Genomic DNA, 13,795 nt, shown 5'->3' on the forward strand with positions numbered 1-13,795 from the left:
CAGCTCACGAATGGAGTTCTCGCCGATCGTCTCGTCACGGCCTTCCATCGCCGCCAGGGCCGAGCCCTTGACGATCGGAATGTCGTCGCCCGGATAATCGTAGGACGACAGCAGCTCGCGGATCTCCATCTCGACGAGTTCCAGAAGCTCCTCGTCGTCGACCTGATCGACCTTGTTCATGTACACGACCATCGTCGGGATGCCGACCTGGCGGCCCAGAAGGATGTGCTCGCGCGTCTGCGGCATTGGGCCGTCGGCCGCGTTCACCACGAGGATCGCGCCGTCCATCTGCGCGGCACCGGTGATCATGTTCTTGACGTAGTCGGCGTGGCCGGGGCAGTCGACATGCGCGTAGTGACGGTTCTCCGTCTCGTACTCCACATGCGCCGTCGAGATCGTGATCCCGCGAGCCTTCTCCTCCGGCGCGCCGTCGATCTGGTCATAGGCCCGGAAATCGCCGAAATACTTCGTGATCGCCGCCGTCAACGTCGTCTTGCCGTGATCCACGTGACCAATCGTACCGATGTTCACGTGCGGTTTCGTGCGCTCGAACTTTGCCTTCGCCATGCTGGGCCCCTGATTTGAAAAAGAGGACCGAAAGGCCCCCGGAATTGCATCGGGCGCCGTCTAGCCGGATGGATGGTCGTTGGCAAGTCCGGCAAGCGGAGCGGCGGACCTCACGCTGCGATGCGCCGAAGGCCCTTGGGATATGCGGCGGTGATTAACGCGCTGACGCGCCTCGGATCAGCGCGCCGCCAAACACGATCCGCGGCCTGAAGCTTCAGGGGAAGCGGTTGTCGCGCGGGAAGCCACGTGGCGCCATCCGACCGGCCTGCGCCCGGGTCCCGACCCATTCGGACAGATCCTGCTGGTGGCGTATGCGTCCGGCCGGATCGGCCCATTTCAGCCCCTCGGCCAAGGTCAGCACCGTGACGTCCGACAGCCCTCCATCCTTGAACTTCTGCAGCCGAACGCCCTTGCCGCGTGGCATCTCCGGCAACTCGTCCAGCGGGAAGACGAGCATCTTCCGGTTCTCGCCGATGCAGGCCACGTGGTCGCCCTCCACGGTCACCGGCCGCAGGGCACGCGCGCCGCCGCGAACGTTGAGCACCTGTTTTCCGGCGCGGCGCATGGCGATCATCTCGTCCTCGGGCACGAGGAAACCGTCGCCCGCCGATGACGCCAGAAGCAGCTTCCGACCCGCCTGGTGGATGAACAGGTCCACGATCTCCGTCTCGTTGGGCAGATCGATCATCAGGCGCAGCGGCTCTCCCATGCCGCGCCCGCCGGGCAGCGTGCTGGCCTGCAGCGTGAAGGCCCGTCCGTCACTTCCCCAGACGATCAGGCGATCCGTCGTCTCGGCGTGAAACATGAAGGCCGGCCCGTCGCCGTCCTTGAACTTGAGCTCCTTGTCGAGCGGCTGATGCCCCGAAAGGCCGCGCACCCACCCCATCTTGGAGCAGACGACGGTGATCGGTTCCCGCTCGATCATCGCCTCGAGAGGAACGTCGGCAACCTCGATCGCCTCGGCGAATTCGCTGCGGCGACGGCCGAGTTCGGTTGATTTGCCGAAGGTCTTGCGGACTTCGCGCAACTGGTCTGCGATCGCCTTCCACTGCACCGCCTCGTTCGCGATGAGGTCCTCGAGCCCGGCCCGCTCCTCCCGGAGCGCGTCCCGCTCCCGCATTAGGGCCATTTCCTCGAGCCGGCGCAGAGCGCGCAGCCGCATGTTGAGGATCGCTTCGGCTTGAACGTCGGTCAGCGTCGGCTGACGCTTCGCGGGAAGCGGCGAGCGGTAATCGGCCTCGTCCCTCGCCCGCACATACCCCTCGCCCCACGGCTCCGCCATCAGGGCTTCTTTCGGGGCATCGTCATAGCGGATGATGTCGATGACCCGGTCGAGGTTGAGATAGGCCAGGATGAATCCCTCGAGCACCTCGAGCCGCCGGTCGATCTGCTCCAGCCGGTGACGCGCGCGGCGCAGCAGCACGTCGCGCCGATGGTCGAGGAACGCCTGAAGCACCTCGCGAAGGCCACATACCTTGGGCGTCACGCCGTCGATCAACACGTTCATGTTGAGAGAGAAACGGGTCTCCATCTCCGACTGGCGATAGAGGGTGGACATGAGCACGTCGGGATCGACGTTGCGCGATTTCGGCTCCAGCACGATACGGATGTCGTCGGCACTCTCGTCGCGCACATCGGCGAGGATGGGCACCTTCTTGGTCTGGATCAGCTCGGCCAGCTTCTCGATCAGCTTCCCCTTCTGCACCTGATAGGGGATTTCCGTCACGACGATCTGCCACTGCCCCTTGCCGAGATCCTCGACGCCGTGACGCGCGCGGAGCCGGAACGCGCCGCGTCCCGTGCGGTAGGCCTCGTGAATGCTGGCCTGCGGCTCGACGATGATGCCGCCGGTCGGGAAGTCCGGGCCGGGCACGTGCTCGAACAGGGTCTCGTCGCGGGCATTCGGCGATTTGATCAGGTGCAGGCAGGCCGCAATCAATTCGTCGATGTTATGCGGTGGAATATTGGTGGCCATGCCGACCGCAATACCGGCCGAGCCATTGGCCAGCAGATTCGGATAGGCGGCCGGCAGGACGACCGGCTCCTGCAAGCGGCCGTCGTAATTGTCGCGGAAGTCGACGGCGTTCTCGTCGAGCCCTTCCAGCAGCGCCTCGGCCGCCGCGGTCATTCGCGCTTCGGTGTAGCGGGATGCGGCGGGATTATCGCCATCGATATTGCCGAAGTTCCCCTGCCCGTGGACGAGCGGGTAGCGCACGGCGAAATCCTGCGCGAGCCGCGCCATCGCATCGTAAATCGCGGCGTCGCCGTGAGGGTGGAAATCCCCCATCGTGTCGCCGGAAATCTTGGCCGATTTCAGGAACCCGCCCGTCGAGGACAGCCGCAGCCGCCGCATCGCGTAAAGGATGCGCCGGTGCACCGGCTTCAGCCCGTCGCGCGCGTCGGGCAGCGCGCGGTGCATGATCGTCGACAGCGCGTAGGTCAGGTAGCGCTCGCCGATCGCACGGCTCAGCGGTTCCGACGTCACGTCGCCCGGTGCATCGGGAAGGTCATCCTGTTCACTCATGGCGGCCATGTATCCATCGCCCCAGTAGGGCACAAGCGCGACCGAACCATGTCCTGCCGCCGAACAAAGGCCACGTATTGCCGCGGCACGGCCCTCCTTGCCAGCGGCGAGCGTGGTAAGCTTGTGCGAACGGGAACCCCCCGGGGGCGCCTGCTGTTTGCCTGTGACACCGCTTTTTGAACGCCCCCGGGGGATCCGTCATGATCATGAAGATGACCTTCGCGCTCGCCGTCGCGATCTACGCAGGCTTCGTGATCTGGGGCGCGCCAAAGGCGGAGCTGGCGGATGGCGTCATCGCGGACCAGGAGGCGCCGATCGCCTCCGCCCACCAGCGCCCCGTGATCCTGACGGCCGCCGACGACGAGACGCAGGTCACGCGCGCCGCCGCCGATACGATCGTGCCTGACGCGGCAACGATTGCCGCTGCGCCCCCTGCCCCGAACGATCCTGATGCCGCCGCAAGCTGGATTGGTGAGCCGACTACCGTCAGCCTTCGTGAGCCGCCCGCCTCCGGTGCCGAAGCGACATCGCGTGCAACCCTCCGCGTGACCGGCAGCCGCGTGAACCTGCGATCCGGGCCATCCACGGGTAACCAGGTCGTCGACAGCCTGCCGGAAGGTACGCTGACCGAGGCTCTCGCACCGGAACGCGATGGCTGGATCGAGATCCGCGACTTGGCGACCGGCCGCACGGGCTTCATGGCCGCGCAATTTTTGTCATCGCAGTGATTGACCGAGATACGTGATCAAAAGGTGCGGCCGATCCGCGCTCTTTGCGTTCATGTGATCACCTGCTACCGGGCAGGATATGACCCGCACCCTCCTCATTACCGGCTGCTCGTCGGGCATCGGCCACCATGCCGCCCATACAATGGCTGCGCGCGGCTGGCAGGTCTTCGCCGCTTGCCGCCGGGAGGAGGATTGCGCCCGCCTGCGCGCAGAGGGATTGCCCGCGCCGCTGATCGATTACGAACGTCCCACGACGATCGAACGCGGGCTGGCGGAAGTTCTGGACGCGACCGGCAGCCGGATCGATGCGCTCTTCAACAACGGGGCCTATGCCATTCCAGGCTTGGTGGAAGATCTGCCGGTGGACGGCCTGCGCGCAATCTTCGAAGCGAACTTCTTCGGCTGGCACGACCTGACCCGGCGCGTGATCCCGGTCATGCGGCAACAGGGCGCCGGGCGGATCGTGCAGAATTCGAGCGTGCTGGGCTTTGCTGCGGCACCGTGGCGCGGGGCCTACAATGCGACGAAATTCGCGCTTGAGGGCCTGACCGACACGCTGCGGATCGAAATGCGCGGGACCGGCATCGATGTCGTCCTGATCGAGCCGGGGCCAATCAGGACCCGCTTTCGCGCCAATGCCGCAAAACAGTTCGAGCGCTGGATCGACTGGGAGGCATCAGCCCGTTGTGACGATTACGAACGCCTCATGGGCCGGCTTCACGACGACCGCGCCGCGAGGTTCGAGTTGTCGGCGGCGGCGGTGACGAAGGTGCTGATCCCCGCACTCGAATCCCCGCGACCCCGGCCGCGCTACCGCGTCACGGTTCCGACAAAGATCGCCGCCACGATGAAGCGCCTGCTGCCGACGCGGACGATGGACAGAATCGTCTCGAATTCATGATGTCGCGCCTTACGTTTCTCGACAATCCACACAACTGAGGTCTCCATGCTCGACGATCCCCTCTTCTACGTTGTGGGCGGCGCCTGCCTTGTCGTCCTTCTCATCCTGCTGACCGGGATCGGCGGTTTCGGCAAAGGGGGCGACTTCAACCGCAAGCACGCCAACCGCCTGATGCGCTGGCGCATCTACGCGCAGTTTGTCGCCGTCGCGCTGCTTGTGGGCTTCGTCTATCTCAGAACGAAAGGCTGACCATGGTCGTGCTATCGAAAATCTACACCCGCACCGGCGATGCCGGAACGACCGCGCTGGGCAACGGGACGCGGGTGCCGAAGGGGTCGGCGCGGGTCGAGGCATACGGCACCGTCGACGAGGCTAATGCCGCCATCGGTATGGCCCGCCTGCACGCCGAGGGCGACATGGATGCCCGGCTGGCCTTGATTCAAAACGATCTCTTCGATCTCGGTGCCGATCTCTGCCGCCCTGACATGGCAAAAGATGCGGAGGCGGAATATCCGCCGCTTCGCGTCGCCGAAAAGCAGGTTGAACGGCTTGAGGCGGAAATCGACGCGATGAACGACGCGCTGGAGCCGTTGCGCAGTTTCGTGCTGCCCGGCGGCTCGCCGCTCGCGGCGCATCTGCATCTTTGCCGGACGGTGACGCGCCGGGCGGAGCGGCTGACGGTAGACCTCGCCGCCGCAGAAGACGTGAACGCCGCGGCGGTGCGCTACCTCAACCGTCTCTCCGACTGGTTCTTCGTCGCGTCGCGGATTGCGAACGACGACGGCCGCGCGGACGTTCTGTGGGTTCCGGGCGCAAACCGGTAGCATCACGACCGTCGTCCCCGAAAACGACGCGTCACGATCGCTTACTGCGTCGTTTTCGGCCTGTCTCGCCTATGCCGCATGGGCTAGATCTCGACCCGATACGAAGTTCAAGGAGGAATGAGCGATGAAGATCCTCGTACCCGTCAAGCGGGTGATCGACTACAATGTGAAGGTCCGCGTGAAGGCGGACGGCTCGGGCGTCGACCTTGCCAACGTCAAGATGTCAATGAACCCATTCGACGAGATTGCCGTCGAAGAGGCGATCCGCCTGAAAGAAGCCGGCACCGTCGATGAGGTTATCGCAATCTCGATCGGCGTGAAGCAGTCGCAGGAGACGCTGCGCACCGCGCTTGCCATGGGCGCCGACCGTGCAATCCTGATCGTTGCCGCCGACGACGTCCACCAGGATATCGAGCCCCTTGCCGTCGCGAAGCTTCTCAAGGCGGTGATCGACGAGGAGAAGCCGGACCTCGTGATCGCGGGCAAGCAGGCGATCGACAACGACATGAACGCGACGGGGCAGATGCTCTCCGCGCTACTCAACTGGTCGCAGGCGACGTTTGCTTCCGAAGTGAAGATCGAGGGCGAAAGTGCCGTCGTCACGCGTGAGGTTGATGGCGGGTTGCAGACGATCCGGGTCAAGATGCCGACCATCGTGACGGTGGATCTGCGCCTCAACGAGCCGCGTTACGCCTCGCTGCCCAACATCATGAAGGCCAAGAAGAAGCCACTGGAGGAGAAGACGGCCGCCGATTACGGCGTCGACATCACCCCGCGGCTGGAAGTTCTCAAGACCACGGAACCGGAGGCGCGCAAGGCGGGCGAGATGGTCGCGTCGGTCGATGAACTCGTGGCGAAACTCAAGGAAGCGGGGGCGGTTTGATGGCGGTTCTTCTGATCGGTGAAGTGACGAATGGCGAACTCAACGTCGACGCCACGTCGAAAGCTTTGAGCGCGGCCAAGCAGATGGGCGACGTGACGATCCTCTGCGCCGGCGCGTCCGCCGCCGCCGCGGGCGAGACGGCGGCGAAGTTCGAGGGAGTGGCGAAGATTCTCGTCGCCGAGGATGCGACGCTCGGGCACCGCTTGGCGGAGCCGACCGCGGCGCTGATCGCGAACCTCGCTGGCGACTATTCCCATATCGTCGCGCCCTCCACGACAGATGCAAAGAACGTGATGCCGCGCGTGGCCGCTTTGCTCGACGCGATGATCCTGTCCGACGTGACGGGCGTGGTTGACGCCGACACGTTCGAGCGCCCGATCTATGCCGGTAACGCCGTGCAGACGGTCAAGACGTCCGATGCCAAGAAGGTCATGACGATCCGCACCTCGACATTCGACGCCGCTGCCGAGGGCGGGTCCGCGCCCGTCGAGACTGTCAGTGCGGTGGAGTCGCCGGACCTTTCGGAATGGGTCGAGGACAAGTTGGCCGAAAGTGATCGGCCGGAACTGACCTCCGCCGGACGGGTCGTGTCGGGCGGGCGCGGCATCGGTTCCGAAGAAGATTTCGCGCTGATCGAAAAATTGGCCGACAAGCTGGGCGCCGCCGTCGGCGCATCGCGGGCGGCGGTCGATTCCGGCTACGCGCCGAATGACTGGCAGGTTGGACAGACGGGCAAGGTCGTCGCGCCCGATCTCTATATCGCGGTCGGCATCTCCGGCGCGATCCAGCACCTCGCCGGCATGAAGGACTCGAAGATCATCGTCGCCATCAACAAGGACGAAGAGGCGCCGATTTTCCAAGTTGCCGATTACGGCCTCGTCGGCGACCTCTTCACGCTGGTGCCCGAGCTGACCGAGAAACTCTGATCAAGTCGATCGCCGGCATCCGGGAGACCGGGCGCCGGCGATCTCCGTCAAGCAGCCAATCCGTTTGCACGACGAACAACACGGGCCAGCGCCTCCGCAATACGGTCATGCCCGATTGGCGTGAGGGAACGCTCCGCAACCGGTTGATCTTGAACGGGGAATGACATGTTGTCGAGTTCGGCAGCACCCGGCAGATCGCTCACATCACATTGCACGACCTTGTCGAGAGACGGCTCCAGCGCCTGCATCATCTCGTGATTCACGAAGAGCGGTTCATCGCCCAGCCCGAGATCAGGCCCCCCCTCCAGCGACAGCAGCACGCGCTTGCCCGGAAGACGCGACAGCAGCAGTTGCATCCGCGCGACCCAAGCAGTGCGCAGTTCCCCCTCAATGAGAGCGAAACGCTGGGGCGACTTCCGCTGAAGCGTGGCGAGCATGTGCCGGGTGAACGCAAAATCGCTGAAATCGACATCCCGGAACAGACGGCTAAGCTGCTTGGACTGCTTCAGGAACCGGTCATTGCGCCGCGGATGGACCGTGTAGTACCGATTGGACATATTTTGGGCGCCCATGGCCTGAATTATGACGACCTCCGCGCGCGACAGGATGTTCATGAGCGCCTCGTCGAGGATGAAGGCATCGAGCCCGGCATTCGGCAGGCCCAGATTGACCACGCGGCGGCCCGTCCGCTCCGCCAACTGATCGGTGAACGGATCCTCCACGAAACGGCCGTAGACTTCACTGCCGCCGATGACCGCCGTGAAGGGCGCATCGAGCGAAACTGCCGGGCCGCGGAACACGCTGCGCGAACCTTCGTAGCGGCACGGATAGTAGTCCAGCCCGCCATCTCCCGGTCCCTCATAGCTCATGGCGGCAACGCTCCGATTCGTAACGATGCAGCGACGCTCGCATCTTGCTCTTACGGAAAGGTTGAACCCATCATTCGATGCGAATTGTTCGCACTCCACGCCGCCTTGCCGCGCCGCAAGCCGCTGCTATGGTCCGGCCAAACCTAAGCGGAGGCTGAACACATGGAGATCGAACGCGTCGGGGTCGTCGGGGCGGGGCAGATGGGCTCCGGCATCGCGCATGTCTGCGCTCAGGCAGGGTTCGATGTGATCCTGACCGATGTCAGGCAGGAGGCCCTTGAGGCGGCGATCGACGGGATCGGCCGCAACATGAATCGGCAAGTCGCGCGCGAAAAGATCACTCAGGCCGACCGCGACGAGGCGCTGGCTCGCATCGCAACGACAACGATGTTGACCGATCTCGGCTCGACGGACCTGATCGTCGAGGCCGCGACCGAGCGGGAGGAGGTGAAGCACGCCATCTTTGCCGAACTGGTCCCCGCGCTGGGGCCGCAGACGATCCTGACTTCCAACACCTCCTCCATCTCGATCACCCGGCTTGCCGGACGCACGGACCGCCCGGATCGGTTCATGGGGTTTCATTTCATGAACCCCGTCCCCGTGATGCAGCTTGTGGAATTGATCCGCGGTATCGCCACCAATGACGCGACCTACGAAGCCTGTCTCAAGGTGGTTGAGCGGCTGGACAAGACGGCCGCGACGGCCGAGGATTTTCCCGGCTTCATCGTCAACCGCATCCTCATGCCGATGGTGAACGAAGCCGTTTACACTCTGCACGAGGGTGTCGGCGACGTGGCGTCGATCGACGTGTCGATGAAGCTCGGAACGAACCATCCGATGGGTCCGCTTGAGCTTGCCGACCTGATCGGGCTCGACACCTGCCTGTCGATCATGGAGGTCCTGCACAACGGCTTGGGCGACACGAAATACCGCCCCTGCCCCCTGCTTCGGAAGTATGTCGAGGCAGGCTGGCTCGGACGCAAGACAAAGCGCGGCTTCTACGACTATTCCGGTGAAGCCCCCGTCCCGACGCGGTAGAGCGCAGAGAGTGCAGGCACATTCCTCGGCGGCACTGCGCCTGCAGTCGCACCACGGGCGCGTACCGTTCCGGGCTCAGCCCTTGTGGCGAACTGCATCTCGTACCCGAGCGTTCCCACATGTGGCCTCGTAGGAAAAGGGGCGAGGATCGCGGGGCCCGCCGCCTCCGGCCTGCCGGTCAAAAGGATGTGCGAGGGAATATCATCATCAGCATGCACCAGTCTGGTCAGACCGATCTCAACGATACCCTCAACCAGTTGATGTAAATCGTTTACCCCGATGATGCGCCGTCTCTTCTCGGGATTCTCCAAATCTTGTCGGCAGGCACTTCGATACAGCCCTATCATCCGCCGCCCGACACCCTAGCGCCCGAACTGCAGGGTCAGCCGCTGGCCGCCCCTGCCGCGTCGCCAATCCGTGAGCTGGATCGCGCCACCCATTCTGCAATTGAAGATGGGCGCGAAAGCGCGCTTAGAATCTTCCTGGGAGCAATCGAAATTATGCTGCACTCTTACGTTTGGTCGTAGCGCGGGCGGTGCGGGAAGCTCCCGCACCGTTCACATCTCCTCGCCGAACCTCGTCGCGATCAGTTCGCCAAGTGCATCGAGCATTGCTTCGGCCTCTGCGCCGGACGCCTCGACTTCAATCGTGGTGCCGCGCGACGCCGTCAGCATCAGAAGTCCCATGAGGGAGTCGCCCTCGGCCACCAGTCCGTCGCGCGCGACGCGCGCGCGGGCATCGAACAATTCCACCGTCTCCACGAACCTTGCGGAAGCGCGAGCGTGAAGTCCCTTTTCGTTGACGATTTCGAACCTGCGCGTCGGCATGCCCTACCTCTCAGTTTCCGCTCATGCGCAAAACACCATCAGGCCGCCGGACCTTGCGCGACGTCCATGTAACGGGTTCCGGCAGCTTTCGCCAACGTCACCGCCTCGTGCAAAGGCTTGCGCCGACTGCGGGCCAGTTTGATGAGCGCTGGAAGGTTCGCACCATAAAAAATCACCCGATCGTCCGGACGGCAGGCACACATCGAAAGATTCGAGGGAGAACCGCCGAAGATATCCGTCACGACCACGACGCCGTCTCCGTCGTCGACTGAATCGACGGCAGCGCATATCTCCGCTTTCTTGTCTGTCCGGTCGCAACTTGCGCCGACCGAGATGGCACGGAAGCCGTCCTGCGGACCGATGACATGCTCGACCGCACGCCGATATTCCTCGGCCAGCCCACCATGGGCGACAATGACAATGCCGATCATGCGGCGCCTTCCCCATGAGCCGTGTTTGCCGGCCCTGATGCGATCAGCGCTCCGGCGCGTCGATCGAGTTCCCGGTGCCGTTTAGACACCTGCCATCCACGCTCGGCAAGGGCGTCAGCCAGCATTTCCGTCACGGCAACGGAACGATGCCGCCCCCCCGTGCAGCCGAACCCGACGGCAAAATGCGCCCGCCCCTCCGCTCGGTATGCAGGCAGGAGCAGGATGAGAAGCTCCCGCATCCGCGTGAAAAACTCCGGAAAACGGATGTCCGAGGTGACGTGATCGCGGACCGCCGGGTCGTGCCCGGTCCCGTTCCGCAAGTGGGGCACCCAATGCGGATTTGTCAGGAACCGGACGTCGATCACCATATCCAGCCCCCGCGGAACGCCGCGCTTGTAGCTGAACGATTGCACCGAGACGGCAAGATTTCGGCCGTCGCGACCGAACCAGCGCAGGATTTCGTCCTTGAGGTCATGAACAGTCAGCGCGGTGGTGTCGATCACGACGTCCGCCTGATCCGCGACAGACGAGATCAGCTCAAGCTCGCGCATCACCCCGATTTCGGCATCCTCGGACGGAGCCATCGGGTGACGCCGGCGCGTTTCGGAGAAGCGGGAAATAAGGACCTCGCGACTACAATCGAGGTAAAGAAGCCGTGCAGCAATCGAAGGATCGGCACGCAAGCGCGCGGCAAGGGAGAGCAGGGCGTCGACGCTGAAATCGCGGTTCCTCACATCGATCCCGAGCGCGAGCGGCCGATCCATTCCGGGCTCCAGGAGCCGTGTGGTCAGCGACAGCGGCAGATTGTCGATCACCTCGTAACCCGCATCCTCAAGGACATGAATTGCCGTCGTGCGGCCCGCGCCGGAAGGGCCGGTGACAAGGATCAGGTCGATGGGCTCCGGAGAAACCGTCATGTTTTTCTCTGTTTGGATGCGGTGAAGATAGGGACGGCAAGCGGGGAAAGAAGGACGTTCACGATGTCGTGCGGCGACCGTTCCGGATCGGCACGATTGATCGCGCATGTCCGGTCTTGCGGCGTGGCTATCATCGTAGCCAGACCATCAATTTTGACGCGCAATCCGGTGTGGCGGGGTGCCGGATCATCGGCAGATCGACGCCCAGAGCGGACCAGGCTTCGGGTTCGGGCAGACGCGCACGCGAGTGGCTTAGGAAGACGATTGTGGTGCATTCCGCCGGAGGAGCGGCTTCAACGTCCCGCAGCCCGATCCCCCGCAGTTCGATGGCGGCCTTCGCGCCGGCCGGCCGGGAGAGATGGAGGCCCCCCCCCCTGCGCGACAGCACGACCAGGTCATCCGAAACGAGATCCGCGCCGAGGGCAATCAGACCGGCTGCGACGGATGATTTTCCCGAACCCGATGGCCCAAGGAGCAGCAGCCCCCGATTTGATATCGACAAAGCCGTTCCATGGATACTCGCCCGATCCCCGTCCAAGGGTGTCGGGCTTGGTGGCGACGGGAACGCGTCCATCGAAGGCAATCAGACCGGAAGGCCAACGACGAAGCGCGCTCCGAGCGGCTCCGACGTGATGTCCATGTCGGTCGGCCGGATGTTTTCGGTCCAGATGACGCCGCCATGCGCCTCGACGATCTGCTTGGAAATCGCCAGACCGAGACCCGAATGGTTCCCGAATTGCTTCTCCGGACGCTCCGAGTAGAAGCGGTTGAAGACTTTTGTAAGGGCGGCTTCGGGAATTCCGGGACCCGTATCCTCCACGACAACGAGAACGCGGTTTTCCCGACGGCGCATCCAGACCCGGACCGCATCCCCCTCCTCACAAAACGACATGGCGTTAGTGATGAGGTTGACGAAGACTTGGGCAAGCCGCGCTTCTAGTCCCATCGTCACAATTGGCTCACTGGGCAGGTCCGTGACGAAATCGATGTCCTGCGCATCAGCCTCTTGGGCATGATGGATGCAGAGGTTCGATATCATCTTCACCAGATCGAACGGCTCCTCTTCCTCCTTCACCAATTCGCTATCAAGCCGCGAGGCGTTAGAGATGTCCGAGACGAGGCGGTCGAGGCGACGCACGTCATGCTCGATCACCTCGAGAAGACGGATCCGCTGCTCGTCGGTCTTGGCGAGCCGCATCGTTCCGACGGCCGAACGAAGGCTTGCCAGCGGGTTCTTGATCTCGTGAGACACATCGGCCGCGAATTGTTCATTCGAGTCGATACGGTCGTAAAGCGCACCGACCATGCCGCGCAGAGCCCCCGACAGGCGGCCGATTTCGTCGGGCCGCGCGGTGAGATCGGGGATGCGGACGCGCTGCGGCGACATTTTGCGAGCGTTCTTGTCCCTACCGAGTTCGGCGGCCGCCGAAAGGTCCGAGAGGGGGTTCGCGATCGTCGAGGCCAGCACCAGGCTCAGGCCGATCGAGACGAGCAATGCGATGACGAAGATCTGCAGGAGTTGTTCCCGCTCGACCCGGACCAGCGCGTCGATCTCGCCCGCACGGGTCGTGACGGCGATCGTCCCGAGCGCCTGCCCGTCCGACGCGATCGGCGTCGCAACGGTAAACAGACGCCCTTCGTTTCCTTGATATCCTCGAATTGCCGATCCTGCGGGAGCAACCTCGGCGACGAGTTCTGCCGCGACATCCGCGGGGTTTGGTGCGGCTGGATCGTCCCGCACGAAGACAGCCGATGCGATTTCCCAAATGCCATTGAGCGCAGAGGTGAGGATCGTGGTCTTCTGCCGCGCCTCGCCGAGACCGTCCACGGCAAGCGGATCGGCATCCCCCGTCACCTCCGCCACCAACCGGCCTGCCGCGTCGAAGACGTGAACTTCCACGCCGACTGGCAGATCGATTCCCCGGAGGACGGCACTTACATCGACCCCGTCGCCCGATCCCAAACTGATCGAGGCGGCTTGCGGGAGAGACGCTTCGAAGATGTCGGCGATCAGCACCGCCTCGGTGACCAGACCTCGCTCCCGCTGAACCGTTAGGCTGTCGCGGGACGGGTTGAGGAACAGCACCCCCGCCACAAGCATCAGGATGGCCAACAGATTGAACAGGATGATCTTGCGCGCCAGCGGAGAGCGGTCGAGCGAGAAGAGACCCCGTCTGGCGCGGGCGGCGCTCAGTTCACGCTCCACGACGCCCTCCGGTCGCTCCCAATCTTCGCCGAGTACAACCTCTCCGGATCGCGACCTCCGGCCGTCCGGACCCGTCCGGCGACGCAGATCGAACCACCTCTTGCGCGGCGCGTCGGGGATTACATCCATGTCGGTCACGGAGGCCATCCTAGCG

At 63.9% G+C, this 13,795-nt stretch carries 15 protein-coding genes; 7 read left to right on the top strand and 8 right to left on the bottom strand.

Going from position 1 to position 13,795, the window contains the following annotated elements; translation table 11 throughout:
- Both JSE7799_RS09610 and JSE7799_RS09615 read right to left on the bottom strand, forming a co-directional pair.
- Window positions 1–567 (bottom strand): GTP-binding protein (locus JSE7799_RS09610; protein ID WP_144431640.1); only part of this gene is annotated, 567 nt, incomplete at its 3' end.
- A 214-nt stretch (window positions 568–781) separates the two neighbouring features.
- A complete protein-coding gene (locus tag JSE7799_RS09615; protein ID WP_055663466.1) occupies window positions 782–3,091 on the bottom strand; it encodes a DNA topoisomerase IV subunit A in 2,310 nt (769 codons plus the stop codon).
- A 200-nt stretch (window positions 3,092–3,291) separates the two neighbouring features.
- Here JSE7799_RS09615 and JSE7799_RS09620 point away from each other — a divergent pair, with 200 nt between their 5' ends.
- The 6 genes from JSE7799_RS09620 to JSE7799_RS09645 all read left to right on the top strand — a co-directional run bounded on the left by JSE7799_RS09620 (window position 3,292) and on the right by JSE7799_RS09645 (window position 7,353).
- Window positions 3,292–3,819 carry an SH3 domain-containing protein gene (locus JSE7799_RS09620; protein ID WP_055663419.1) on the top strand — a complete coding sequence of 176 codons (528 nt, stop codon included), beginning with the start codon at window positions 3,292–3,294 and terminating at the stop codon, window positions 3,817–3,819.
- 79 nt (window positions 3,820–3,898) lie between these two features.
- Window positions 3,899–4,720 (top strand): SDR family NAD(P)-dependent oxidoreductase, encoded by an 822-nt coding sequence (locus tag JSE7799_RS09625; protein ID WP_055663420.1) that lies wholly within the window; start codon window positions 3,899–3,901, stop codon window positions 4,718–4,720.
- 45 nt (window positions 4,721–4,765) lie between these two features.
- The gene (locus JSE7799_RS09630) at window positions 4,766–4,969 is read left to right on the top strand and encodes a twin transmembrane helix small protein (RefSeq protein ID WP_055663421.1); all 204 of its coding nucleotides are present in this window, start codon (window positions 4,766–4,768) and stop codon (window positions 4,967–4,969) included.
- A 2-nt stretch (window positions 4,970–4,971) separates the two neighbouring features.
- Window positions 4,972–5,544 carry a cob(I)yrinic acid a,c-diamide adenosyltransferase gene (locus JSE7799_RS09635; protein WP_055663422.1) on the top strand — a complete coding sequence of 191 codons (573 nt, stop codon included), beginning with the start codon at window positions 4,972–4,974 and terminating at the stop codon, window positions 5,542–5,544.
- A 124-nt stretch (window positions 5,545–5,668) separates the two neighbouring features.
- Window positions 5,669–6,427 (top strand): electron transfer flavoprotein subunit beta/FixA family protein, encoded by a 759-nt coding sequence (locus tag JSE7799_RS09640; protein WP_055663423.1) that lies wholly within the window; start codon window positions 5,669–5,671, stop codon window positions 6,425–6,427.
- Window positions 6,427–7,353 carry an electron transfer flavoprotein subunit alpha/FixB family protein gene (locus tag JSE7799_RS09645; protein ID WP_055663424.1) on the top strand — a complete coding sequence of 309 codons (927 nt, stop codon included), beginning with the start codon at window positions 6,427–6,429 and terminating at the stop codon, window positions 7,351–7,353. The genes JSE7799_RS09640 and JSE7799_RS09645 overlap by 1 nt, the downstream gene beginning before the upstream one ends.
- Before the next feature lie 47 nt (window positions 7,354–7,400).
- On the opposite strand, the gene JSE7799_RS09650 is transcribed toward JSE7799_RS09645, so the two are convergent.
- On the bottom strand, window positions 7,401–8,222 hold the full coding sequence (locus JSE7799_RS09650) for a DUF6473 family protein (RefSeq protein WP_055663425.1): 822 nt from the start codon (window positions 8,220–8,222) through the stop codon (window positions 7,401–7,403).
- A gap of 162 nt (window positions 8,223–8,384) precedes the next feature.
- Here JSE7799_RS09650 and JSE7799_RS09655 point away from each other — a divergent pair, with 162 nt between their 5' ends.
- Window positions 8,385–9,260 (top strand): 3-hydroxybutyryl-CoA dehydrogenase, encoded by an 876-nt coding sequence (locus JSE7799_RS09655; RefSeq protein WP_055663426.1) that lies wholly within the window; start codon window positions 8,385–8,387, stop codon window positions 9,258–9,260.
- Window positions 9,261–9,817: 557 nt separating this feature from the next.
- Here JSE7799_RS09655 and JSE7799_RS09660 read toward each other — a convergent pair.
- The 5 genes from JSE7799_RS09660 to JSE7799_RS09680 form a co-directional block, all read right to left on the bottom strand.
- Window positions 9,818–10,087, bottom strand: coding sequence for an HPr family phosphocarrier protein (locus JSE7799_RS09660; protein WP_055663427.1), 270 nt, complete (start codon window positions 10,085–10,087; stop codon window positions 9,818–9,820).
- A gap of 38 nt (window positions 10,088–10,125) precedes the next feature.
- The gene (locus JSE7799_RS09665; RefSeq protein WP_055663428.1) at window positions 10,126–10,518 is read right to left on the bottom strand and encodes a PTS sugar transporter subunit IIA; all 393 of its coding nucleotides are present in this window, start codon (window positions 10,516–10,518) and stop codon (window positions 10,126–10,128) included.
- Complete coding sequence (gene rapZ / locus JSE7799_RS09670) at window positions 10,515–11,435, bottom strand: RNase adapter RapZ (RefSeq protein WP_055663429.1); 921 nt, start codon at window positions 11,433–11,435, stop codon at window positions 10,515–10,517. The genes JSE7799_RS09665 and rapZ overlap by 4 nt, the downstream gene beginning before the upstream one ends.
- A 130-nt stretch (window positions 11,436–11,565) precedes the next feature.
- A complete protein-coding gene (locus JSE7799_RS09675; protein ID WP_083480439.1) occupies window positions 11,566–12,009 on the bottom strand; it encodes an HPr kinase/phosphorylase in 444 nt (147 codons plus the stop codon).
- A 9-nt stretch (window positions 12,010–12,018) separates the two neighbouring features.
- Window positions 12,019–13,770, bottom strand: a complete 1,752-nt coding sequence (locus JSE7799_RS09680; RefSeq protein ID WP_083480445.1) for a sensor histidine kinase — start codon at window positions 13,768–13,770, stop codon at window positions 12,019–12,021.
- Window positions 13,771–13,795: the final 25 nt, after the last annotated feature.

The sequence above is a fragment of the Jannaschia seosinensis genome, from assembly GCF_001408515.1.
GTDB lineage: Bacteria > Pseudomonadota > Alphaproteobacteria > Rhodobacterales > Rhodobacteraceae > Jannaschia > Jannaschia seosinensis.